Origin of the sequence: Massilia arenae (assembly GCF_008014745.1) — a bacterium.
Classification (GTDB): Bacteria; Pseudomonadota; Gammaproteobacteria; order Burkholderiales; family Burkholderiaceae_D; genus Telluria; species Telluria arenae.
Window position 1 is genome coordinate 17,829 of sequence record NZ_VPFD01000033.1, and the last position, 22,960, is coordinate 40,788.

Annotated in this window: 16 protein-coding genes; 15 read left to right on the forward strand and 1 reads right to left on the reverse strand. The window is 67.1% G+C overall.

The features are described from left to right. The first annotated feature begins 193 nt into the window (after nucleotides 1-193). The 15 genes from FVD38_RS23170 (at nucleotide 194) to FVD38_RS23240 (ending at nucleotide 21,898) form a co-directional block, all read left to right on the forward strand. Nucleotides 194-2,581, forward strand: coding sequence for a TonB-dependent receptor (locus tag FVD38_RS23170; RefSeq protein WP_147936971.1), 2,388 nt, complete (start codon nucleotides 194-196; stop codon nucleotides 2,579-2,581). 134 nt (nucleotides 2,582-2,715) lie between these two features. After that, nucleotides 2,716-3,468, forward strand: coding sequence for a class II aldolase/adducin family protein (locus FVD38_RS23175; protein WP_222706962.1), 753 nt, complete (start codon nucleotides 2,716-2,718; stop codon nucleotides 3,466-3,468). A 10-nt stretch (nucleotides 3,469-3,478) separates the two neighbouring features. Then, the gene (locus FVD38_RS23180) at nucleotides 3,479-4,558 is read left to right on the forward strand and encodes an ABC transporter substrate-binding protein (protein WP_147936972.1); all 1,080 of its coding nucleotides are present in this window, start codon (nucleotides 3,479-3,481) and stop codon (nucleotides 4,556-4,558) included. Next, nucleotides 4,555-5,448, forward strand: coding sequence for an ABC transporter permease (locus FVD38_RS23185; RefSeq protein ID WP_147936973.1), 894 nt, complete (start codon nucleotides 4,555-4,557; stop codon nucleotides 5,446-5,448). The genes FVD38_RS23180 and FVD38_RS23185 overlap by 4 nt, the downstream gene beginning before the upstream one ends. A 13-nt stretch (nucleotides 5,449-5,461) precedes the next feature. Next, nucleotides 5,462-6,232: an ABC transporter permease gene (locus FVD38_RS23190; protein ID WP_147936974.1), complete on the forward strand. Its 771-nt coding sequence runs from the start codon at nucleotides 5,462-5,464 to the stop codon at nucleotides 6,230-6,232. Continuing rightward, on the forward strand, nucleotides 6,232-7,428 hold the full coding sequence (locus FVD38_RS23195; RefSeq protein ID WP_147936975.1) for an MFS transporter: 1,197 nt from the start codon (nucleotides 6,232-6,234) through the stop codon (nucleotides 7,426-7,428). The genes FVD38_RS23190 and FVD38_RS23195 overlap by 1 nt, the downstream gene beginning before the upstream one ends. Continuing rightward, nucleotides 7,425-8,258 (forward strand): ABC transporter ATP-binding protein, encoded by an 834-nt coding sequence (locus tag FVD38_RS23200; RefSeq protein WP_147936976.1) that lies wholly within the window; start codon nucleotides 7,425-7,427, stop codon nucleotides 8,256-8,258. Before FVD38_RS23195 ends, FVD38_RS23200 begins: the two co-directional genes overlap by 4 nt. Before the next feature lie 149 nt (nucleotides 8,259-8,407). Next, nucleotides 8,408-9,514 carry an acyltransferase family protein gene (locus FVD38_RS23205; RefSeq protein WP_147936977.1) on the forward strand — a complete coding sequence of 369 codons (1,107 nt, stop codon included), beginning with the start codon at nucleotides 8,408-8,410 and terminating at the stop codon, nucleotides 9,512-9,514. Nucleotides 9,515-9,850: 336 nt separating this feature from the next. Beyond that, a complete protein-coding gene (locus FVD38_RS23210) occupies nucleotides 9,851-12,529 on the forward strand; it encodes a TonB-dependent receptor (protein WP_229493931.1) in 2,679 nt (892 codons plus the stop codon). 94 nt (nucleotides 12,530-12,623) lie between these two features. Beyond that, nucleotides 12,624-14,540, forward strand: coding sequence for an MFS transporter (locus FVD38_RS26705; protein WP_147936978.1), 1,917 nt, complete (start codon nucleotides 12,624-12,626; stop codon nucleotides 14,538-14,540). Next, nucleotides 14,537-15,781, forward strand: a complete 1,245-nt coding sequence (locus tag FVD38_RS23220) for an ABC transporter substrate-binding protein (RefSeq protein ID WP_147936979.1) — start codon at nucleotides 14,537-14,539, stop codon at nucleotides 15,779-15,781. Before FVD38_RS26705 ends, FVD38_RS23220 begins: the two co-directional genes overlap by 4 nt. Nucleotides 15,782-15,819: 38 nt before the next feature. Next, entirely contained in the window at nucleotides 15,820-18,381 is a 2,562-nt protein-coding gene (locus FVD38_RS23225; RefSeq protein ID WP_229493933.1) for a family 20 glycosylhydrolase, read from the forward strand. A 77-nt stretch (nucleotides 18,382-18,458) separates the two neighbouring features. Continuing rightward, nucleotides 18,459-19,745, forward strand: coding sequence for an ABC transporter substrate-binding protein (locus FVD38_RS23230; protein ID WP_229493935.1), 1,287 nt, complete (start codon nucleotides 18,459-18,461; stop codon nucleotides 19,743-19,745). Continuing rightward, nucleotides 19,717-20,424, forward strand: a complete 708-nt coding sequence (locus FVD38_RS23235) for a response regulator (protein ID WP_147936981.1) — start codon at nucleotides 19,717-19,719, stop codon at nucleotides 20,422-20,424. The genes FVD38_RS23230 and FVD38_RS23235 overlap by 29 nt, the downstream gene beginning before the upstream one ends. After that, nucleotides 20,387-21,898 carry an ATP-binding protein gene (locus tag FVD38_RS23240; protein ID WP_147936982.1) on the forward strand — a complete coding sequence of 504 codons (1,512 nt, stop codon included), beginning with the start codon at nucleotides 20,387-20,389 and terminating at the stop codon, nucleotides 21,896-21,898. The genes FVD38_RS23235 and FVD38_RS23240 overlap by 38 nt, the downstream gene beginning before the upstream one ends. A 28-nt stretch (nucleotides 21,899-21,926) precedes the next feature. Here the strand turns inward: FVD38_RS23240 and FVD38_RS23245 are convergent, their stop codons facing one another. Further along, nucleotides 21,927-22,958, reverse strand: a complete 1,032-nt coding sequence (locus FVD38_RS23245) for an SAM-dependent methyltransferase (RefSeq protein WP_147936983.1) — start codon at nucleotides 22,956-22,958, stop codon at nucleotides 21,927-21,929. Between the last annotated feature and the right edge of the window lie 2 nt (nucleotides 22,959-22,960).

A 22,960-nucleotide genomic window follows, 5' to 3' on the forward strand; every position in this document is an offset into this window, starting at 1 on the left:
AAGGCCGGGGCGACCCGGCCTTTTCTTTTGCTCCTTGCGCGGCACCGTTTCGCGCTGCACTGCACCAATCCCAACACTCGCGCGCGAACTGCTAGCTAATCAACATAAAACTGCCGCAAACCGGCGATTTTCAGCGGGCACGGTGCTTGCGAATAGATCAGCGTCCAACGACTTTTTCTAATAAAGGATGCATATGCGCAGTTCGACTTTTCCTGCCACCCCGGGGCACACCACCAACCTCAATCCAACCCTGCTGGTGCGCGCCATGCGCGCCGCCTTCGCCGTGACGCTCGGCGGCTGCGCGTTCGCCGGCATGGCGCACGCCGCGCCCGAAGACATCGACGCTGCCGAAGCGCCGGTGGATGCCGCCCCTGAACCTGCGCTGGCGCCGGTGACCTTGCAGACCGTGACCGTGACGGCGCAAAAACGCGAGGGCCGCGCCCAGGATGTGCCGAGCGCGATCACGGTATTGGGCGGGAACGAGCTGCTATCCGAAGGCGTGGGCCGTTCGGCCAACGAGATCCTGAACTACGTGCCCAATGCCTCGGCCGGAACCCAGCAGCACAGCCGTCCGCGCTGGTGGATCCGCGGCGTCGGCGCCGGCCAGCAGCAGCTCGACTTCCCGAACCCGGTCGGCTTCTACCGCGACGACGTCTATATCAGCAACTCGAGCGCGACCGGCTTCCCGCTGTTCGACCTCGAGCGCGTGGAAGTGCTGCGCGGCCCGCAGGGCACCTTGTGGGGCAAGAACACCACGGGCGGCGCCATCAACGTGGTGTCGCGCAAGCCGAGCGCCCAGACCGACGGCTACTTCAAGGCCGATTACAGCAGCCATGACACGGTGCTGCTGCAGGGAGCGATCGGCGGCAGCATCAAGGACGACGTGCTCACCGGCCGCATTTCCTTCCATTCGGAGGAGCAGCACGAGGGCAACTTCAACAACGTCTTCAAGGGCACGAAGGATGGAGAGCTGAAGGACAACGCCCTGCGCGCCCAGCTGCGCGCCAAGATCAACCGCGACTTCACCGCCAATCTGTCGCTGCACTACCGCGACTACCGGGTCGACGGCGCCACCACCACGGTGGCCAGCTACGCGCCCAATGGCGTGTACCGCAACGGCTACGTCCCGTCGCGCGACCCCGAGGACGTCAGCAGCAATGCGCCATCGATCCAGAATATCGAGCAGAAGGGCGCCAACCTGACGCTCGAGCACGCGTTCGGCGACTATGCGCTGACGTCGATCACGGGGTATGAGGACTTCGAATCGGACAGCCTGACCGATTCTGACAACTCGCCGCTCGAGATCAGCCGGGGCCGCACGGAGGCGCGCAGCCGCCAGTTCTCGCAGGAGCTGCGCCTGGCCTCGCCCAAGGGCGACCGCATCAACTGGGTCGGCGGCCTGCATTATTTCAGGGAGACGATCGATTCGGATTCTTCGGTGGCGCGCCTGCCGGAGCCGATCGCGGCAGCCTTCCTGCCCAGCACCCAGCCGGTGGGCTTCAACAACACACTTTACAAGCACAAGACGCGCAGCTTCGCCGCGTTCGGCAGCGCCACCGTCGACTTCACCGAGCGCCTGCTGGCCACCATCGGCCTGCGCTGGACCACCGAAACCAAGGATCTCGACCTGCGCCGCATCCAGGCGGCCTCGAACACGATCAACTTCGGCAATGCCGACAACTGGTGGAACACCCTTGTCGGCGGCAATTTCGGCGCGCCGGCGGTGGCCCGCAACAACTTCACGTCCAACCCCTCCACCACCTGGCGCGCCTGGACGTACGACTTCACCCCGCAGTACAAGATCGACGAGAACAAGCGCGTCTATTTCAAGTACGCGCACGGCATCAAGTCGGGCGGCTACAACACCAGCGCCGCCGACGTGCGCGCGCTGAACACGGTGGAGCCGGAAGAACTCGACTCGTACGAGGTCGGCCTGAAATCCGAATGGCTGGGCCGGCGCCTGAACCTGAACGCCAACCTGTTCTACTACGATTACCAGAAGGTGCAGGTCAACATCACCGGCATCTACAACGGCGACCCGACCCAGACCGTCAACTACCTGCAGAACGTCGATCGCGCTCACGTGTATGGCGCGGAATTCGAGCTCGAGGCCCGTCCGACGGAAGCGCTGCACCTGCAGGCCAGTGTCGGCCTGCTGCGCACCCAGTTCGACAGCTTCGAGATCCAGAACGGCGGCGGCAGCCGCAATGGCAACGAGTTTGTGCGCTCACCGCATGTGACGGCGCTGCTGGCTGCCGACTACAAGGTCCCGCTGGCCAATGGCGGGCGGGTCGTGTTCGGCGTCGATAGCCATTACACCGGCAAGCAGTTCTACTTCGTCGATCCGCAGCTCGACTCGCGCTACCTGCTGAACCAGAGCGGCTACACGCTCACGAATGCACGCGCCATCTATACCGCGCCCGGCGGCCAGCACGAGTTCCGCGTCTACGCCGACAACATCACCGACAAGGTCTATAAAAACCACTCGCTGACGGCCTTCGTGCCGGGCACCACCAACGGCGACGTCGTGTACTGGGCGCCGGGCCGGCGCGTTGGCGGATCGTACACCTATCACTTCTGATCGAGACACCGTTGCTGGCGCAGCAGCAGTGCCGAAGGCCGCTGCTGCTGCGCAGCCAACAGTTGCCACTCCCAAAAGCTGGCATACGTCTTGCAACTCTTTGAATATCGAACCACAGACACCGGAGAACGACCATGAGCGACATCCTCGACGCAGTGAAACCCGACACCACCACCACCCGCCTGAGCGACAAGGTCCTGGCCTTCGTCGAACAAACCCGCAAGGACGCCCAGCTGGCGTTTTCCGCCTTGCGTGAGACCGGCAGCCTGACGGCCTTCGGCACCGTCGGCTTCGTCGAGCGGGTGCCGGGCGAAGACCTGGTGGTCATCGTCAACGACCCGGGCCCGTTCCGCAAGGGCGAGCCGCTGGTGGCCACCGTCGCGGGACTGGACGGCACCATCTACGCCGGCGACAACAAGAGCGGCGGCGGGGCGGGGCGCTACCTGAAGCTGTTCAATACCCACCCGGACGTGACCACCATCTCGCACGTGCATTCGCCGGCGCTCGGCGCCTGGGCCCAGACCCACCGCACCCTACCGATCCGTTACGTGCCGGTGCAGCGCTTCCAGCTGATCCGCGAGATCCCGATCTATATCGACCGTCGCCAGCCGGAGGTCGACTTCATCCTCGACGAGATCGCGAAGAACCCGTATGCGACGGCGATCCTGGAAGCCAATGGCGGCTCCACCGTATGGGGCAAGGGAGGGCTGCTCAAGACGGCCGAGTTCATCCTGCTGCTGGAAGAAGGCGCCAAGATCCAGATCGCGGCCGAGGCGGTGGGCGGCTCGCGCGACTTCGGTCCCGGCGTCCTGCTGCAGCAATGGAAGATGAGCAAGCTGATCGACCAGGCGCGTTCGCTGTCGCTGCTGCCCGCGACCGACCTGTAAGGAGCCGACCATGCCTGTTCCACCATTCTCGCAGCGGCGCCGCCTGGTCGGACTGTCGGCCGCGCTGATGCCGGTGCTGTTGTCCGCCACCCAGGCCCGCGCCGCCGAACCTTTGCCTCCGGCCTTGCGGATCGCCGCCGTATCGCGCACCGGGACATCGGGCAAGACCCTGTTCGCCGGCTCCTCGGCGCTGGTGCAGGAGCAGGGTTGGCTGGCGGCCGAACTGGGCAAGCTTGGGGTCAAGCTGCAGTGGGTGCCGGTTACCACCAACTCGGTGGCGGTCCAGGTCAATGAGGCCTTCGCCAACAAGTCGATCGACTTCGCCCAGTACGGCGACCTGCCGTCGATCATCGCCAACGCTTCGGGACTGCGCACCCAGCTGGTGGTCCCGGGCGGCAGCATGAACAACACCTACCTGGTGGTGCCGGCCGACTCCAACGCGCGCTCGATCAAGGATTTGAAGGGCAAGAAGATCGCGCTGCATCGCGGCCGGCCATGGGAATTCCCGTTCTCGCGGCTGCTGGCCGCCAACGGCATGACGCAGAAGGACGTGCGCATCCTGAACCTGAATCCGCAGGCCGGCGCCTCGGCGGTGGCGAGCGGCAGCGCCGACGCCTTCTTTACCTTGAGCGACGCTTTTCTGTTGGAGGATAAGAAGGTCGGCAAGATCATCTGGTCGAGCAAGCAGGCGCCCCAGGACTGGAAGATGCGCGCCGAGCTGTGGGGCGACAGTGCCTTCCTGCAGAAGCATCCGCGGCTGGCGCAACTGGTGGCAACCGCCTACGTCAAGGCGCATCAGAGCGTGATCGGAGAAAACGGTCGCGAGAACTACATCCGCCACGAGGTCGCAGCCGGTCATGCGCGCAGCCTGATCGAGCGCGAGTGGGGAGGCGACAATACCGACTGGAACACGCGCTGGGCGCCGCTGTTCACGCCCGAGCTGCGAGCGCACTACGCCGCCGGCGCCGCCTATGCCCAGCAGGCGCGCCTGATCGGACGGCCGCTGGACACTACCAATCTGTATGCGCCGCAGTTCGTCGAGCAGGCGCTGGCCCAGCTCAAGCTGCAGAACCTGTGGGCGAGCCGATGAATCCAGGTGTGCTGTCGGCCGCTGCGCGCGGCCTGGGCCCGGCCGAACATGCGCGCAAGGTGGCGCAACCCGGGCGGCCGGAGTCCCCGACTCCGGCGAGGGCCGTGCGGCCACGTACCACGCGCTCCCTGGTCAACCGCTGGCTCGACTGGCGCTGGTCGGCCTGGACCTCGCCGCTGCTGGTGCTGGCGCTGTGGGTGGCGGCCACCGAGCTGGCGCTGGCGCCCGAGCAGATCCTGGTCCCGCCGTGGCAGGTACTGGTGAGCGGCTGGGAGCTGGCCGAGAGTGGAGAACTGGGAGAGCACGTGGGGATCAGCCTCTCCCGGCTGCTGTCGGGCTTCGGCTTCGGCAGCGTGCTGGGCGTCGCCTTCGGCCTGGCCGTCGGCTTGTCGTCGCGCCTGGATGCGTACACGGCGCCGACCTTCCAGGTGCTGCGCCAGATTCCGTCGGTGGCCCTGATCCCGCTGTTCATCCTGGTGTTCGGCATCGGCGAGACCTTCAAGGTCGTCATCGTGGCCAAGGCCAGCTTCTTCATCGTGGCGCTAGCGGTGCACGACGCCGTCAAGAGCCTGCCGGTGCGCTACCTCGAGGTGGCGGCGATGCTGCGTTTTTCGCGGCTGCAGGTGATCCGCCGGGTGGTGCTGCCGGCGATCGTGCCGGCCACCCTGACCGGGGTGCGCATTGCGCTCGGCCGCTCGTGGATGGTGCTGGTCGGCGCCGAGCTGCTGGCGGCCGAGAATGGCCTGGGGCAGATGATGGAGATGGCGCGCCAGATGTTCCGGCTCGATGTGGTGATGGTCGGCGTCGTGCTGACCGGCCTGGTCGGGCTGGTGCTGGACCGGGGCTTCCGCCTGCTCGAGGCCTGGCTGATGCGCTGGCAGCGCCGTTGAAGGGAAAGTGACGATGAAACCGATATGGCAAGCCGCCGGCGCCGCGCTGCGGCCCCTGGTGCTGCCGGCCATCCTGCTGCTGGCCTGGCAGTGGGCGTCCGGCCGCGGCGCCAGCGCCGCCTATGTGTTCGTGCCGCTCGAACAGCTGTGGACGGGCTTACAGGAGCTGCTGGCCGACGGCACGCTGGCGCTGCACGTGGCGGCCAGCCTGGAGCGCGCCCTGACGGGGCTGGTGTGCGGCGCGCTGCTCGGCATCGCGACCGGCGCCCTGATGGCGCAGTCGCGCGTCGCCGAGCGCCTGGTCGGGCCGCTGTACCACACCATCCGCCAGGTGCCGCTGCTGGGCCTTGTGCCGCTGATCGCCCTGTGGGCCGGCAGCGGCGAATTCGCCAAGCTGCTGATCATCGGGATCGCGGCCTTCTATCCGACAGTGCTCAATACCTTCGAGGGCATGCGCCAGGTGGACGTGCGCTACCGCGAGGTCGGCGCCATGCTGACGCTCACGCGCGCCCAGACCTTCCGGCGCGTGCTGCTGCCGGCCGCGCTGCCGGCCATCATCACCGGCGTGACCCACGCCCAGGTGTTCGCCTGGCTGGCCTGCCTGGGCGGCGAGCTGCTGTTCGCCGCGGCGCCGGGCATCGGCTCGCTGCTGCTCGCCAGCGAGCAGACCGGCCGCATGGACGTGGTGGTGCTGTCGGTGCTGGTGATCTCGCTGCTGGCGCTGGTGCTGAACCTGCTGTTCACGCGGGCAGCGCGCCTGCTGGTTCGCGGAAGGTCAGCCTGATGAGCGGAGCCAATCCCGCCAGCGCGCCGCTGTTCGCGCCGCAGGAGCTGCGGCGTTTCCTGGTCGGCTTCATCGGCCTGACGATGCTGTCGGGGATGACGATCGGGATGAACAAGGTGCTGGCCACAATGTTCGGCCTGCACCTGGGCGTCACCAACTTCCAGCTGGCCCTGATCAGCAGCGCCGAGACGGCGGCCATGGCGATCGGCACCTTGCCGGCCGGGCGCATCCTCGCGCGCGGCAATCCAAAATTCCTGTACGCCGCCATCAGCCTGACCTTGTCCGGCCTGTTCTGCATCCTGCCCTGGCTGCCCGGCTGGCAGTGGGTGGCCGTGCTGATGTTCCTGGTCGGCCTGTGCATCGCGCTGCGCATCGTGGCGATGAGCACCGTGTTCCTGGTGCGCCTGCCCGAGCTGGGGCAGGGCAAGGCCGGCTGGTACAAGGGGACCCTCATGCTCGGCATCCAGTTCGCCGGGCCGCTGACGGGCAATTACGTCATCGCCCACCTGGGGCTGACGGGCGGCTTCTATGTGTCGGCGGCGATGTTCGCCATCCTGGCGCTGCTCGGCTGGCAGGTGCTGCCGGACCATACCGGTCATCGCGCCCAGGGCAAGGGAGCCGAGGCGTCGCACTGGCGCGAGCTCCTGCGCCTGCCCGTCGTGCGCACCACCTATCTGTTCGAGGTGCTGGCCAGCTTTACCGCTTCCAGCGTGGGCGTGTTCTCGATCCTGCTCGCGATCCAGGTGCTGCACTGGCCGCAGGACCACGCGGTGTGGCTGATGGCGGTGCAGGGCGTCAGCTTCGTCGCGGTGCTGCTTGGCATGGGCAATGCGGTGCTGGGCAGCCGCCACCGCGACCGCATCTATGGCGCTGCGCACCTGGCCATCATGGCGGCCTTGCTGCTGCTTGGGCTGTATCCGACGACGCCGAGCTACCTGATCGCATCGATCCTGCTCGGACTCGGCCTGGGCGTGAATGCCCTTGTGAACACCAGCCGCATCGCACATGCGCCGGTAGACAAGGCGCGGGTATCGGCCCACCTGACCCTGTTCGGCATGGCCGCCGGCACGCTCGGCGCGCTGGCCGCCGGCCGGCTGGGCGACCTGGTCGGCCTGCGCAATGTATTCCTGCTGTGGACCCTGCCGTGGCTTGCGGCCTGGCTGTTCTATCAATTGAAACAAGGAGAAAGACCATGACGCTTGCGACTCCACTTGCAACCCACAGTCCGCTGGCGCAAGCGCCGCGGCGCGGCGCCGGCCTGCGCATCGAACATGTCAGCAAATCGTTCCCGCTGAAAGGCGAATCGCTGCTGGTGCTGGACGATATCTCGCTGACGGTCGAACCGGGCGAATTCGTCGCCATCGTCGGCGGTTCCGGCTGCGGCAAGTCGACCCTGCTGCGGCTGCTGGCCGGGCTCGATCCCGACTACCAAGGCGCGCTGCTGCACGACGACGTCCCGATCGAGGAGCCGACGCTGGAACGGGGGCTGATCTTCCAGGATCACCGCCTGTTCCCGTGGCTGACGGTGGAGCAGAACGTGGCGATGGCATTCACCAATACCGACGTTCCCGCAGCCGAACGTCGCAGCCGGGTGGCGGCCGAGATCGTGCGCGTGGGCCTGGACGGCTTTTCCGGGGCCTATCCGCACCAGCTCTCGGGCGGCATGTCGCAGCGCGCCGCGATTGCCCGCGCCCTGGTCGGACGGCCCGACGTGCTGCTGCTCGACGAACCCCTCGGCGCGCTCGACGCCCTTACGCGCCTGCACATGCAGAAGGAGCTGCGGCGCCTGTGGCAGGAGGAGGGCATCACGATGCTGATGGTGACCCACGATATCGAGGAGGCGGTATATCTCGCCGACCGCGTCGTGGTGCTCGAGGCGCGCCCGGGCCGGGTGCGCCGCATCCAGGACGTGCCGCTGGCGCATCCGCGCCAGCGCCGTGACGCCGAATTCGTGGCGCTGCGAGATGGCTTGCTGGCCGACTTTGGCGAGCGCGAAGAAGAGGGGAGCGAGCGCAGCCCTGTGTAAAGAAGTGTAAGCCCCGCAGCCTCGTCCTTGTTCACGATTCCTTTTAAATCAACGGCTTGCGAAATCCAGGGCCGCTCGGCGCAAGCCATTGCCGCTCGCTGTTTCCGCGTGTTACGGTCGAATCCGTCACGTCACACGGAAACCCCGAGATGCCACCTTCTAACCCTTCCCGCAATCTACCGATCGACGTCCTGCGCGGCCTGACCCTGGCCCTGATGATCGTCGTGAACACGCCAGGCAGCTGGGGCGCGCAGTACGCGCCGCTGATGCACGCGCCTTGGCACGGCTACACGCTGACCGACCTCGTGTTCCCATCCTTCCTGTTCGTGGTGGGCTGTGCGCTCTCCCTGAGCATGAAGAAGCTGGCGGCCATGGACGATGCGCCCTTCCTGCGCACGGTGTTCCGGCGCGGGGCCCTGATCTTCCTGTGCGGCTTCCTGCTGTACTGGTTCCCGTTCTTCACGCCCGACGGCGCCTTCATCCCCTTCGATGACGTGCGCGTCATGGGCGTCCTGCAGCGCATCGGCCTGTGCTACCTGATCGCGGCCCTGGTCGTGCGCTACGGCGGCGTGCGCGGCGCCCTGGCCGCCGGCGCGGTCCTGCTGCTCGGCTACTGGTGGGTGCTGCGGCAGTTCGGCGACTACTCCCTGGCCGGCAACGCCGTGCGCACGCTCGACCTGGCCGTGCTGGGCGCCTCGCACATGTACACGGGCGACGGCATGCCCTTCGACCCGGAAGGCATCCTGAGCACCTTGCCGGCCGTCGTCAATGTCCTTGGCGGCTACCTCGCCGTCGCCTGGATCGGGCGCAATGGCCGCAGCCTGCGCACGGTGGCGACCCTGCTCGCGGCCGGCGCCGCCTGCGTCCTGGTCGCCCACGGCTGGGACGCCGTCCTCCCGATCAACAAGAAGCTGTGGACCAGCTCCTACGTCGTGGTCAGCGTTGGCTGGAGCCTGTCGCTGCTGGCCGTGCTGGTGTGGGCGATCGATATGCGAGGGCTGCGCGCCGGGACGTACTTCTTCGACGTCTTTGGCAAGAACACGCTGTTCATCTACATGCTGTCGACGCTGGGCGTGGTGGCGCTGGTCCGCCTGCGGGTGGGCGGCATGTCGCTATATCAGTGGCTGTACCAGGAGGCGATCCTGCCCTGGACCGAGCCGGTCCTGGCGTCCTTCCTGTTCGCACTGGGGTACATGCTGGCCTGCTGGATCGTGGCGTATGCGATGGACCGGCGCGGCATCTACGTCAAGCTCTGAGCACCTTGTTGCAATTTCGGCACAGCGCTCTGTAATGAATTGTAAGGTTTTGAATACTTGTCTCGCGTGAAATCCCATGCATCAGGGATTTCGCGGCGAAAAATCCCGCGCAACGTAAAGAAGTGTAAGCGCCGGATGATCGCCTAAGGGGAAAACGTATAGAAATCAGATGCTTATGATTATTCCGGCCCGTTCGGCGGCCTCGTTTGGCCTGTCCTGTCAACGGTGCTACTGTCAAAACATGCAACGAAGAAAGTGGAAACGACAGCAGCACACAGGCAGGTGGGATCACTCGAGATGACGGCATCACCGTCGCGCTACCATAAGGAAAAGAGCATGCTTGAATCGAACCGCAGGAAGACCTTGATCAGTTCGGCCGTCGCAGGCGCCATGGCGCTGCTGGCGGGTTCCGCTTCCACCTCCGCTTCGGCCCAGGAGGCGGCGGCGCAAGTCCCGCCGCCGGCCCCCGACGCCATCCAGGAAGTGATGGTCACCGCCACCCGCTATAGCACCTCGCTCCTGAAGACCCCGGTCGCCGTCTCCGCCGTGACCCAGGAAGAGCTGACCCGCAAGGGCGTGGTCAACATCAAGGCGCTGACCGGGGACATCCCGAACCTGCAGCTGGGCGGCGCGGTCGACGGCAGCTCGGGCGTACAGATCGCGATTCGCGGCGTGTCGAATTCGGACTTCACCGAGATCGGCAATCCGGCCGTCGGCCTGCACGTGGCAGGCATCTATTCGCCGCGTCCGCAAGGCGCACTGGCGCTGCTGTTCGACCTCGATCGCCTGGAAGTGCTGCGCGGCCCGCAAGGCACGCTATTCGGCCGCAACTCGACGGGCGGCAGCATCAACATCATCCCGAACAAGCCGGTCATCGGCAGCAGCGAAGGCAATGTGATGCTGGACGTCGGCAACTACAACCAGCGCCAGCTTTCGGTCGTGCAGAACCTGCCGGTCAACGACCGCTTCGCGCTGCGCCTCACCGCCAGCGGCGTCAAGCGCGACGGGTGGATCGACCAGCGGCGCGACGACTACGACGTCAACATGCCCTCGAAAGGCTTCTACGCCGACGGCATCCCCGATACCGACCAGCGCCTGAACCGCGACGTGGGCAAAGGCGACTACTACACCAATCGCGACCAGTGGGCGGCCCGTATCTCGGGCCTGTGGAAGGTGACGGGCAACCTGCAATGGCTGGTGGCGTTCGAGAACTACCAGAACAACGACGCCGGCGACATCGCCATGAAGGATTGCGACCAGGCAGCCGGCACGCCATATGCCTGTACCGGTGGAAAATACAGCGTGGCGATCAACATCCCGGGCATCACCGATATGTCGATCCGCACCGCGCGCTCGAACCTGGTGTGGAACGTCAATGCACAAACGGACGTCGAGTACAGCTATGCGCATGCGATCCAGCGCCGCTTCCAGCAGCAGGACAGCGATGGCGGCTACCATCCGATCGAAGCCGACGTGGACGCCACCGCCTCCAGCATCGGCGACCGCTGGCCAGTGTATGACAACGGAACGTACACGCTGAACTCGAAATTCGCGTCCGACGTGCACGAGCTGCAGCTGCGCCAGAACTTCGGCAAGCTGCGCTACGTGGCCGGCCTGTTCTACATGAAGGAGAAGAACACCCTCGACTACGGCCAGGACTTCCGTGGCGGTGGCCCCAATGGCTACCCGACCGCGAACTTCTACCATCAGCCGCACCGCATCTCGGAATCGAAGGCCGTCTTCGCCCAGGCCGACTGGGAATTCATCCCAACATGGACCTTCACCGCCGGCGTGCGCACCAGCCGCGACGAACGCGAGGACGCCAACGGCCAGTTCTGGGAAGCCTATGGCACCGACTATTTCAATGGCCTGTACACGCCCGGAGCGCCGGGAACCCCGGGCTGGCAGGGCATCGATTCAAGCATGCTGTTGCCGGGCATGGGCGCCTATTACGGCAGCGGCGCCTTCCCGGCCGCGGCCTCGATCAGCAACCACAAGGACGCCTGGCGCAAGACCACCGGCCGCCTGGGCCTGACCTGGCAGGTCGATGCGCGCAATATGTTCTACACCTCGCTGTCGACCGGCTACAAGGCCGGCGGCTTCAACGACCGCTTCAACTTGTGCGGGAGTATGCTGGACCCGAACGGCGTGCCGTATGACTGCGCCACCGGCCCGAGCGGCCCGCAGTATTCCTTCCTGCCGTACAGCCCCGAGACCGTCACCAACCTGGAATTCGGCTACAAGGGCAAGATGCTGGACGACCGCCTGACCCTGTCGGCCACCCTGTTCTACAGCCGCTACAAGGACATGCAGATGACGGGCCAGCACACGGTGGGCCAGAACAAGCGTCCTTGCGCCGCCGACGATCCGGGCTGCAATGCGGTGATCAGCTGGTGGTCGACCCGCAATATCGGCCGCGCCAACATCAAGGGGCTCGAACTCGAAGGCCAGTACCGCCCATGGCGTGACGCGCGGCTCACCTATTCGGCCTCGCTCCTTTCGGCCAAGGTGGCCGACTACCACACCTTCAGCGATGACCTGGGTTGCGGCTCGCGCCTGGCCCAGGGCATCGCGCCGTGCCCGGATTATTACTCGGGTCCGGACACCTCCCTGTCCCAGCTGCGTCCATACAATGTGGTCGGTAACCGCCTGCCGTATTCGCCGCCGCGCACGATGAACCTCTCCTTCTCGCAGGACTTCCACTTCAGTAATGGCTGGATGCTGACGCCGTGGGTCCAGGCGCGCTGGCAGGACAAGATGTTCTTCAACCTGCGTAACCTGGACGAAGCCCACCTCTCGAGCGTGCAGGGCGCCTATGCCCAGGTGGATGGCTCGCTGCGCCTGAACGGACCGGACGGCGACCGCTACCCCTGGTATGCGGAGCTGTACGTGCGCAACGCCTTCGACAAGCGGGCCAAGACCTGGGCCGGCATCGGCGGCCCGGACGAGCGCTTCACGCTGGCGTCCTACAACGATCCACGCATGTTTGGACTGCGGGTCGGTACGAGCTGGTAATCTCCAGTAGTAGACGGCAGGACGCAGCCGCGCGCCGGAGACCGCGCGGCTGCGGTCCTGGAACACGAAGCATAGATCAAGGCGAAGGCAAGGAATGGCCAACGAAAACAAGCAACGCATGCACCTGTTCTTCCTGACGGCGATCTGCGGCCTTGGCGGGCTGCTGTACGGGATCGATATCGGGATCATCGATCCCGCCTTGCCCTACCTGCACCGGGCGACAAGCCTGACCGAGGGCCAGCTGTCGCTGGTGGTGGCGGCCGTGATGGCCGGCTCGATCTTCGGCTCGGTGGTGGCCGGCATGCTGGCCGACTGGCTGGGCCGCAAGCCGATGCTGGTGGTGAGCGCATTGCTGTTCGTCGGCAGCGTCACGGTGATCTACCTGTCGCAATCCTTCGTGCCGCTGCTGCTGGGACGCCTGCTGCAAGGTTTATCCGGCGGCGTGATTGCGGTCGTGGTGCCGCTGTACCTGGCCGAATGCCTGCCTGCCGACCGGCGCGGCCGCGGACTTGCCTTGTTCCAGTTTGCCCTCACGGCCGGCATCGTGCTGGCCGCCTTCATCGGCAACCACTACCTGGGCAATGCCGAACTGGCAATCCAGGCCGCCGGCAGCGACGCCGTCGCCGCGACCGCGGCCGCCGACCACGCCTGGCGGAGCATGTTCATGGCGGTCGTGTATCCAGGCGCGCTGTTCCTGCTTGGCTGCCTGTTCGTGTCCGAGTCGCCGCGCTGGCTGATGCGCAAGGGCCGCACCGAACAGGCGCGCGCCGTGCTGGGGCGCCTGCGCCCGGCCAGCGCCTGTGCTGTCGAAGTCGACGAGATCCAGGCCTCGCTGGCCGAAGAGCGCGCGCGCCCCAGGCTGTCGCGCGGCGCCGCCCTGACCGAAATGCTGACCGAGCGGCGCTATGTGCTGCCGTTCGTGCTGGCCTGCGTGATCCTGGGCTGCAACCAGGCGACCGGCATCAACTCGCTGCTGCAGTTCATGTCGACCATCCTGCAGCACGCCGGCCTCGATCCGGTGAGCGCCGCCAGCCACGGCACGGCGATCAAGATCCTGAACATGGTGATGACGGTCGGCGCCATCGTGCTGGTCGAGCGCAAGGGGCGCGTATTCCTCCTCAAGATCGGCACCGCCGGCATCATGGTCTCGCTATGCCTGCTGGCGCTGCTGTTCCACCGCTTCGAGTCGGAGCGGGTCGACCTGCACGCCGAGGTGGCGGCGCTGGTACGTAATAATGCGCTCGACCTCAACCTGGTCGACGCGAAGCTGGGCAATGCCGCCGGCCCGGTGCAGCTGACGATCCTGTACCAGTACGGCGATGCGCAGCAGGTGGCCGAAGCCTATACGCCGACCGCCGAAGCCCAGGCCGTGCTGGCGCGCGAGGCAGCGCTGGCGGCGACCTTGCCCCCCGCCCAGCGCACCTTGCTCGACGGCGCTCGCGCCGCCTGGAGCGGCCGCGGCGACCCGGCTGCGCTGGACGCTGCCCAGCAGATGATCGCGGGCCTGCCGGCCGAGGCGCGAACCACGCTCGACGCCGCCCGCCGCGTGTACATGGCCCAGCGGGTGTCGGTGCAGCCGCCGAAGGGCGTGCCGGACGGCGTGCCCCTGGAGATCGTGCGCGCCACCGTCGGTCCCACGCCCGATGAGCGCAGCGGCCAGTTGGCGGCCCTGTTCATCGCCTTCTTCATCGCCTCGTTCTCGATCGGGCCCGGCGTGTGCGTGTGGCTGGCCCTGTCCGAATTGATGCCGACCCGGATCCGATCGGTGGGCATGGGCGTGGCGCTGCTGATCAACCAGGGGACGGGCACGCTGATCGCCGGCGCTTTCCTGCCGATCGTCGGCCACTTCGGTTACCACATGATGTTCCTGTTCTGGGGCGCCTGCACCGCCATCTACTTCATCACCGCCACCTTCTTCCTGCCCGAAACCCGCGGCAAGTCGCTGGAAGAGATCGAGCGGCTGTTCGCGGAGCCCAAGGCCAAGCGCGGCGCGGCGGGGCAGCACGGGTGAGAGGGATACTGAAGGGCCTGCCCGGCGTGCTGCTGGCGGCGCTGCTGCTGCCGGCCAGCGCCGGCACGCTCGTGATCGAAAGCTGGCGCGTGGACGACAAGGCCTTGTGGGAAAACGTCCTGCTACCGGCCTTCGCGCGCCACCATCCCGACGTCACGGTGAAATTTGCGCCGACTGCGCCGACCGGCTACGACGCCGCGCTGGGCGCGCGCCTGGCCAGGGGCACGGCGGGCGACCTGATCGCATGCCGGCCGTTCGACGTGTCGCTGGCACTGTACCAGGGCGGCCACCTCGAGCGCCTGGACGGCAAGCCGGGCCTGCAGAATTTCGACCAATCGAGCCTGGTGGCCTGGCAGACCGACGACGGCAAGGACACCTTCTGCATGCCGGTGGCCTCCGTCATCCATGGCTTTTTCTATAACAAGGATATCTTCCGGCGCCACGACCTGCAGCCGCCGCGCACGGTGGACGACTTCTTCCGCGTGCTCGACGTCCTGAAAAAGGCGGGGGTGATGCCGCTGGCGCTGGGCACGGCCGAGCAGTGGGAGTCGAGCCAGATCGTCTACACGAATATCGGCCCGAATTTCTGGCGCGGCGAGGAGGGGCGCAAGGCCCTGATCGCCGGGCGCGCGAAGCTCACCGACCAGCCCTTCGTCGACGCGCTCGATTTCACCGCGCGCCTGGGCCGCTACCTGCCGGCGGGAGCGGCAAAACAGACCTATGCGGCGAGCCAGGCCAGGTTCGCATCGGGTGGGGCGGCCATCTACCCGGCCGGCTCGTGGGACATCGCACACTTCAGCCGCACGCCCGGCCTGGCACTGGGCGTGTTCCCGCCACCGTTGCCCAGCGAGCGCGCCGCCTGCCACATCTCGGACCATATGGACCTGGGGCTGGGCGTGAACCGAAATTCGAAGAACAAGGAAGACGCCTACAAATTCATGGCCTGGGTGGGGTCGCAGGAATTCGCCGACCTGTACACCAACCGGCTGACCGGCTTCTTCACCCTGTCGCACCATCTGATCGCGGTGCGCGACCCGGTGGCCAAGCAGATGGCCGAATGGCGCAAGCGCTGCGCATCGACGATCCGCGTCAATGCGCAGGTGCTCAATCGCGGTCAGCCGAGCATGGAGGCCGAACTGTGGGCCGTGACTTCGCAGGTGTTGAACGGCAGTCTGGCGCCGGGCGATGGCGCTGTGAGGCTGCAGAACAGGGTCGTGCAAGGCCGACCAGTGCAAAAATGATATGGACGAGCGCGCATCTGCGCAATAAGGAGACACTCTTGGGCAAGACAAAGATGGTTGGCGGCGCCGTGGCGTCGACCCTGATGGTGGCCATGATGGCCTTCGCGCTGCCGGCAACGGCGCAGGAAGCACCGGCCGCGGCGACCTCCGCCGGCGCCGTGGCGAACGGTGCGAAGCTGCACCTGCAGTGGGAGTTGCAGCGTCCCGTGGCGAGTGCACAGCTGCCGAAAGGGACATCGCCGGCGCGCTTCACGCTGACCAACCGCGACACCCAGGCCTTGCCGGCCCAGGGATGGTCGCTGTACTTCAATGCGATCGATCGCATGCCCAAGGGCGTGCAGTCGAACGGCCTTTTGCTCGAGCAGATCGCCGGCGGCCTGTTCCGCCTGTATCCCGGCCCCGGCTTCAAGGGCCTGGCGGCGGGACAGACGATCGCCTTCGACTACCAGCACTCGGATTCGGTCTACACCTCGTCGAAGGCGCCGTCCGGCCCCTACCTGGTGTACGACGCCGCGCCGGATACCGGTGTCGCGCTTGCCTACAGCGTGGTGCCGCTGGCGCAGCCGCCGCAAGCCGGCGTCAAGGACAGCCCGCATTCGCTGGTCACCCCGCAGGATACGTATCAACGTAATGCGCGCGCAGCGCTGCTGCCCGCGTCCGCCGTGCCTAAAGTCTTGCCGACGCCATTGCAGCTCGATGCCGGGAAGGGCGCGCTGGCGCTCAAGGGCAAGCCGAAGGTGGAAGCACCATCGAACCTGGCCAACGAGGCTGCGCTGGCGCGCTCCTTGTTCGCGGCTGACCTGCCTGCCAGCGGCGGTCCCGCGCTGCGCCTCTCCGTGGGCAGCGTGCCCGGCCAGACCTCGCCCGAAGCCTACCGCCTGACGATTGCGGTCAATGGCGGCATCGCCATTGTCGGCAACAGCGCGGCCGGCGTGGCCCACGGCCTGCAGTCGCTGCGCGACCTGATGCCGCTGCCGGGGACGAAGTCGCCGGCGCTGCCCGAACTGACCATCGTCGACGCCCCGCGCTTCGGCTACCGTGGCTTCATGCTGGACGTGTCGCGCAACTTCCATGGCAAGGACACCGTGTTCAAGTGGCTCGACCTGATGGCGCGCTTCAAGCTGAACAAATTCCACTTTCACCTGACCGACGACGAAGGCTGGCGCATCGAGATCGCCGGCCTGCCCGAGCTGACCGACATCGGCGCCGTGCGCGGCCATGTCGCCAAGCCCGGCGTGCGCCTGCAACCGGCCTATGGCTCAGGACCCGACCCGAAGAACCCGAGCGGCAGCGGTTACTTCACCCGCGACGAGTACAAGGACATCCTGCGCTATGCACAGGCGCGCCACATCGAGGTGATCCCCGAGATCGAGATGCCGGGCCATGCCCGCGCCGCCGTGCAGGCGATGGAATCGCGCTACCACCGCCTGAAGGCGGCCGGCGATCCGGACTACGCGAAGTACCTGCTGGGCGACCTCGAAGACCGCTCGGTGTACAACTCGCCGCAGCTGTTCGGCGACAACGTGATCAACCCGGGCCATGAGTCGAGCTATACCTTCATCGAGCACGTGGTGGACGAGGTGGTCAAGCTGCACCGCGAGGCCGGTGTGCCGCTGTCGACCATCCACATGGGCGGCGACGAGCTGGCCCACGGCGCCTGGGAAAAATCGCCCGTCAGCGCCGCCATGATGAAGAAGCACAATCTGGAAACCGTGGTCGACCTGTGGGATTATTTCTATGACCGTGTCGATGGCATCCTGCGCAAGCATGGCGTGTTCATGTCGGGCTGGGAGGAGCTGGCCGCGCGCCAGACGATGCTCGACGGCCGGCCCAAGCTGATCCCGAATCCGCGTTTCCCGGAACGCGGTTTCTCGGCCTATGTGTGGAATAACACCACAGGCAACGAAGACCTGGCCTACCGCCTGGCCAATGCCGGCTACGACATCGTGCTGACGCCGGTGACGCGCATGTATATGGACATGGCCCATAACGCCAATCCGGACGAACATGGCGTGAACTGGGGCGCCTACGTGGAACTGGACACCGTCCACGACTTCATCCCGCTCGACATCAACAAGAATGCGCCGGAGGCGGCGCGCATCGGCAAGGACCGCCTGACCGACTACGGCAAGCGCCGCGTGCGCGGCCTGCAGGCCAATCTGTTCGTCGAGACCGTGCTCGATCCAGGCCGCATCGACTACCTGGTGATGCCGCGCCTGGTGGCGGTGGCCGAGCGCGGATGGGCGGCGGATCCGGCCTGGGCCCGCGAGAACGATGCGGCGAAAGCGGACCTGCTGCACCGTGCCGCCTGGACCGGCTTCGTCAACGCCCTCGGCCAGCGCGTGCTGCCGCGCCTCGACCTGGATGGCTCGAAGGTCGCCTACCGCATCGCGCCGCCGGGGATGATCGAGGAGGGCGGGCAGGTGAGGGTGAACCATGTCTTGCCCGGGATGGTGCTGCGCTACACGGCCGATGGCAGCATGCCCAATGCGAGCAGCCCGGTCGTGAACGGCCCTATCGCGGCGCATGGCACGATCCGCGCCGCCGCCTTCGACCGCAACGGCAGGATGGGCCACGTCGCCAGTATCGAACGGCGCTAAGGGCCTTGTTATAATCGGTGCTTTCAGCGGGATCGTGGGTGATGGCGTCGATGAAGAAAGTGGCCTGGCCTGGTGTCATGAGATGGGCGTTGGCCCTGGCCTGCACCTGCGCCGCCGCACCATCTGTCGCCACGCCGGGCCCTGGCCTGCAAGTGCTGCACTGGTGGACCTCGACCAGCGAACGCAAGGCCGCCGACATGCTGGCGACCCGGCTCGCCGACGAGGGCATCGCCTGGCAGGACGCCGCCATTCCCGGCGGCGCCGGCCTTGGCGCCGGCAAGGTCCTCAAGGGCAGGGTGCTGGCCGGCGATGCGCCTGAAGTGACCCAGTTGATCGGCCCGTCGATCGCCGAATGGGCCGACCTGGGCCTGTTGCTCGAACTCGACAAGGTCGCCGATTCTGGCGATTGGGCCGGCTTCCTGTTCCCGACCATCCAGCAGCTCGTCGTCCACCGCCGCCACGTGGTGGCCGCGCCCCTCGGCATTCATCGCGTCAATACGTTGTACTACAACCGCCCGCTGTTCGCCCGTCTCGGCTTGACGCCGCCCGTCACCTGGCGCCAGTTCGAGGAGGTGGCGCGTCGCCTGCGCGCGGCTGGCGTGGCGCCGCTGGCCCAGAGCAGCGAGGCCTGGCAGGTGGCGGCCCTGTTCGAGAACCTGGTGCTGGCCGAAAGCGGGCCTGCCTTCTACCGCGAATTGTTCGTACAGCGCAGCCCGGCCGCGGCGGCGGACCGCCGCACCCACGAGGCCTTGCTGCGCCTGCGCACCATCAAGGGCTGGCTGCAGGACGAGATCGACGAGCGTCCCTGGCCCGAGGTGGTGCGCCGCTTCGCGCGCGGCCAGGCCGGCATGATGATCATGGGCGACTGGGCCAAGGCCGAGCTCAGCGAGTTCAAGGCGCTGCCGGACCGCGACTTCGGCTGCGCCGCCGCGCCCGACACCGCCGGCTACCACCTGTACAGCGTCGACACGCTGGCCATGTTCGCGGGCGACTATCGCCAGATGGCGGCCCAGGAAAAGATGGCGCGGCTGATGGTGGCCCCAAGCGTGCAGGCCAGCTTCAATGCGCTCAAGGGCGGGGTGCCGGTGCGGCGCGACGCCGACCCGAACACGATGGACAGCTGCGCGCGCCAGTCGTGGACCGTGTTCGCGCGTGGCGCCGCGGTGCAGGCCCCCAGCCTGGTGCACCGCATGGCGCTCGACGAAGCGAGCCGCGACGCCATCATCGCCGAGGTGCACCGCTTCTTCCTGGACGACCGCGTGCCGCCGTCCCAGGCCCAGCGCCGCCTCGGCGCGCTGTTCCGGCTATTCAATCTCAAACCTCTTGGAGTGGCAGGTGCGCAAGATACTGATCGTGGACGATGACCAGAAGACCCGGGAACTGCTCAAGACCTACCTGGAAAAGAACCAGTACGAGGTGATCCTGTCGCATGATGGCGAGAGCTTCCTGGCCGCACTGCACGCCCAGGCCGACGGCCTGTGCCTGGTGATCCTGGACGTGATGCTGCCCGATACCGACGGCTTCATGCTGTGCCGCCAGGTGCGCCAGCGCTCCAATGTGCCGATCATCATGCTCACCGCCAGCTCGGACGAGACCGACCGCATCGTAGGCCTGGAGCTGGGCGCCGACGACTATATCGCCAAGCCCTACAGCCCGCGCGAGCTGCTGGCCCGCATCAAGGCGATCCTGCGCCGTTCGGCGGTAGAGGCGCCTGCTGCGCGCTACTACCGCTTCGTCGGTTTCACGCTCGACCTCACCGAGCGCAAGGTGCTCGATTCCGACGGCGCCCAGGTGGCGCTGACCGGGCTCGATTTCCAGCTGCTGAAGTATTTCGTCGAGCATCCCGGCATCGTCCTGGATCGCGGCCTGCTGTGTGAGGAGACGCGTGGGCGCGACGTCGGCCCGACCGACCGCTCGCTCGACGTCCAGGTCAGCCGCCTGCGGCTGCGCCTGAACGACGACGGCAAGCAGCCGGCGCTGATCAAGACCGTGCGCGGCGCCGGCTATGTGTTCTCGGCCGACGTCAGCGTGTCCAGTGTCTGACGGGCTTCTGCGGCGCCTGGTGCCGGCCTCGCTGCTGGGCCGCCTGATGCTGGTGATGGCGGCGGGCCTGCTCGTCACGCAGATCGCGGCCAGCGCGATCTGGGCCAGCCAGCTGCGCTACAAGTCGCAGGTCGAGACGCAGTCGGCTGCCAAATATGTGGCGCACAGCGCGGCCGGCGCGATCCGCTTCTTTCGCAGCCTGCCGCCGGCCTACCGCGCGCTGATCATCCAGCAGTTGCGCGAGATGGGCGGCACGCGCTTCTTCGTCAACCTGAACCATGCCTATGTGCCGGTCGAGCAGATCGCGCCGCATCCGCTGGCCGACAAGGCGATCGCCACGGTGGCTGCGACCCTCAAGAGCGACCTGCCGAATTCGCCGGGCTTCCGGCTGGCCTTCGCCTGGCCCGACCGGCTGGTGGTGGCCGAGCACGACGTGCGCCTGGAAGACCTGCCGAATGCCTGGGTCCAGCACGTGCTGCTGCTGCAGCCCGATCCGGCGCCGATCCTGGTGATCCAGACCGAGATCGAACCGGGAAACTGGCTGTACATGGCGGCGCTGATGCCCAACCCTTACTTCCTGAGCGGCAGCGACCCGTTCAGCTGGGACCGGTTGATGCCGCAGGCGCTGTCGCTGGCCGTGGTGCTGCTGCTTTGCTTGCTGGTGGTGCGCTCGATCACGCGGCCGCTGGCGGCGCTGTCCGATGCCGCCGCCGCCGTCGGCCAGGGCCACGACGACGCCACACCGCCTTTGCCCGAAACCGGCAGCCGAGAATTCGTCAACACGGCGCGCGCATTCGGGGCCATGCGCGAGCGCATCGCCCGTTACATCGAGGACCGCGAACGCCTGTTTATCTCGATCTCGCACGACTTGCGCACGCCGATCACGCGCCTGAAGCTGCGCGCCGAACTGCTCGACGACGATGCCTTGCGCAATGATTTCGAGGAAGACCTGGATGAACTGGACATGATGGTCAAGGGCGCGCTGCAGTGCGTGAAGGACAGCGACATCCACGAGAATCCGGCCGATATTCGCCTCGACGCGCTGCTGGGGCGGATGGTCAAGAGCGCCCAGCTGGCCGGCCACGAGGTGGGTTACCAGGCGTCCGGCATCACGGTGCGCGGCAAGCCGCTGGCGCTCAAGCGCGCGTTGGGCAACCTGCTCGACAATGCGCTGTTCTATGGCGCCCGGGCCGTCATCGCGGTGCGTGAGGAGCCGGGCAGCGTGGTGGTCGAGGTGCGTGACCACGGGCCGGGCGTGCCGGAGGACGCGCTGGCCAGCCTGTTCGATCCCTATGTGCGGCTGGCCCATGGGCGCGACAGCAACGATGGCGGCATGGGGCTGGGACTGGGCATCGCGCGCGGCATCGTCGAGGCGCACGGCGGCCGACTGGACTTGCGCAACCATCCCGAAGGCGGCCTGGTGGCGCAGGTAAGGCTGCCGGCGCGCAGGCCGGTCGGCATTTGCGCCGAATGACAAGGCCGGCTTCGGCGCATGGGCGCCGTCAGCCCGGCAGCACGGCGTAGTCGAGGCCCGGGTCGGCGCCCAGGCGGTAGTAAAAGCGCACCTTCTGGCCGGCGGCGAACAGCGGCTTGCCCGGCAGGTAGCGCGGTGTGTTCAGGCTGCAGTCGCCCCCGGTCAGGCCGATGCCGTCGAAGACCGTGATGTCCGTGAACAGGCGCAGCGTGGTGAGCGGCGCGACGTCGGCCGGAATGGTGAACGTGGCCGCCGGCAGCGCGTCGTCCGCTTCGGCGTCCCAGGCCGTCGCGGTGGCCGCGTCCAGAGCGAACACCTGACCCAGGCGGACGCTGTCGCGCCAGACGGTGCTCGCGTCCGGGCGTTCGCTCAGCGCGCAGTCGACCCGCACCGAGGCCGGCACCATCAATGCGCCCGGGGCCTGGGCGAGCAGGTTGCGGGCGATCGACACCTGTGGTTCGCGCTTCAGAGCCGCGCTCATGGTTTCGCTGACGATCACGTCCGGCAGGGCGGCCGGGTCGAGCCGGATCGTGGCGGCGTCGGCCTGGATCCAGGACGTCACGCCCGCATCCAGGCCGAGGTCCGCCACCAGCCTGCGCGCCGGCGCCAGCGCGTCGGCATGGATGTCGAGCATGGTGAAGGTCGCCCGCTCCGTCGACCACAGCGCCAGCAGCGGCAGCAGCAGGAAGGCGAACGGTCCGCAGCCGGCGTACAGCACCCGCACCGGACGTCCCTCGCAGCGCCTTGCCGCCTGTTCCATGGCCCGCGACGCGCCCTGGATGAAGGCGGCGCTGCGCAATACTTCGTGCGCACACAGGGCGGCCGTGAGCGGCGACACCGCCAGCCCGGACGGCAGCCAGCTCTCGCCGTCGCAGATATTGCGTTGCACCGATCTCTGCATGGTGGACAGGCGTTCGGCGAGCTGGCGCAGGTCCTGGACCGGCCCGATGGCCGCGTGCAGGTCGGAACCGGTGGCCAGGATGGCGCGGGCAATCGCGCGCAGGCGCGCGAGTTCACTCGTGCCGGCCTCGGCTCGCTCGGTCTTCGTCGTGTCGTTCATGG